Source organism: Desulfovibrio sp. 1214_IL3152, from assembly GCF_036763055.1.
GTDB lineage: Bacteria > Desulfobacterota > Desulfovibrionia > Desulfovibrionales > Desulfovibrionaceae > Desulfovibrio.
Window position 1 is genome coordinate 1 of record NZ_JBAIYW010000258.1, and the last position, 1,810, is coordinate 1,810.

2 protein-coding genes are annotated in these 1,810 nt (G+C 56.0%); both read right to left on the reverse strand.

All coding sequences use genetic code 11. The annotated features are described in order from the left end of the window. On the reverse strand, positions 1 to 848 hold an 848-nt coding region (groEL, locus tag V6C07_RS05415; protein WP_333535342.1), incomplete at its 3' end, for a chaperonin GroEL. Between the two features lie 41 nt (positions 849 to 889). Beyond that, positions 890 to 1,177, reverse strand: a complete 288-nt coding sequence (gene groES, locus V6C07_RS05420) for a co-chaperone GroES (RefSeq protein WP_012625173.1) — start codon at positions 1,175 to 1,177, stop codon at positions 890 to 892. Positions 1,178 to 1,810 lie beyond the last annotated feature (633 nt).

The following is a 1,810-nucleotide window of genomic DNA, read 5'->3' on the forward strand; positions in this document are numbered from 1 at the left end:
TCGCCGAAGCCGGGGGCCTTGACGGCCACGACCTGCAGGGCGCCACGCAGCTTGTTGACCACGAGGGTCGCCAGGGCTTCGCCTTCCACGTCTTCAGCAATGATCATAAGCGGACGGTTCACCTTGGCAACCTGCTCAAGCACGGGCAGCATGTCTTTCATGCTGGAGATTTTCTTTTCCGTGCACAGGATGTAGGGATTGTCCATTTCGCAGACCATCTTTTCAGGATTGGTCACGAAGTAGGGCGACAGGTAGCCGCGGTCAAAGCGCATGCCTTCCACCACGTCCATAGTGGTTTCGAGGCCCTTGGCTTCTTCAACGGTGATGACGCCTTCCTTGCCCACTTTCGCCATGGCTTCGGCAATGATGTTGCCGATGGTGGTGTCGGAGTTGGCGGAAATGGTGCCGATCTGGGCAATTTCCTTCTGGTCGCGGGTGGGCTTGGCAAGGTTGGCCATCTCGGCGATCAGACCTTCAACGGCCTTGTCGATGCCGCGCTTGATAGCCATGGGGTTGCGGCCGGCAGCCACAAGCTTGACGCCTTCGCGGTAAATGGCCTGAGCCAGAATGGTGGCGGTGGTGGTACCGTCGCCAGCGGCATCGGAAGTTTTGGAGGCCACTTCTTTGACGAGCTGGGCGCCCATGTTTTCGAATCTGTCGGACAGTTCGATTTCCTTGGCGACAGTGACGCCGTCCTTGGTGATGACGGGAGCGCCGAAGGATTTTTCAATAGCTACGTTGCGGCCCTTGGGGCCAAGGGTGACCTTGACGGCATTGGCGAGCTTGTCAACACCGCGGGAAAGTTTTTCGCGGGCTTTAACGTCAAAAAAGATTTCTTTAGCAGACATTGGGACATTTCCTCCTAGTGGTAATTCGGCAAAGGTGGGAGTTAGTCGATGATGGCGAGAATGTCTTCTTCGCGCATGACCAGATGGTCAACGCCGTCGAGCTTAACCTCGGTTCCGGCGTACTTGTTGAACAGCACTTCGTCGCCGGCTTTCACAGCCAGAGCGGTGCGCTCGCCATTATCCCCTACCTTGCCGGGACCCACAGCCACAACCTGACCCTTGGAAGGCTTTTCTTTAGCCGTATCAGGGATGTACAGGCCGCCAGCGGTCTTTTCTTCGGTTTCAAGGCGTTTGACCAGAACACGGTCGTTAAGGGGTTTCAGCTTCATGACGTCAGATCCTCCCGGAAATGTTATTATTGTCCCGTGGGACACGGCAACGGACGCAGCTCGGCGTCTGCGCCGAAAATATTGCGCGTACTGGCCGTAGCGAACGCTCGTTTCGTCCGGCCCCGCACCGGCATAGAGATAAGACATACCGGCGGGTTGAAAAGGGGGGAATGCGGATTTTTTTTAATTTTTCTTCTAACTATATAAAATAACAGTATTTTAAAATAGATAGAAAAAAGCCGTATTGCGTGGCTTTCCTCATCATCCTTTTCTGGCCTTCGCTGGCCTGCGCTGGAGCACGGGTTCTCCTTGCGCATCAGGCTTTTCACTTCTGTTATGAATTTATTATCATACGTTATTGGCGCTGAAAGTAAAGCCTGCACGGTGAGGGGCACGGCGCCGGGATATGAGGTTGACTGGCCGCTGCCGATGGCAACGCCTTTGCTCGTGCCAAAGCATGGGGCGCGATCCGATGCGGAATCGCAGGCGGCGGCAACTTTTGTCAGTGCGCGCCCAGGGGGCGTAACACGCTGTCTGTACTGCGTTAGCCTTACGCAAGGCTGCGTGCGGTCCCGAAGTGACGGAAGCGCTACGCAACAGTTGCCGGCACAATGGAAGCGCCCTGCGTGAGCC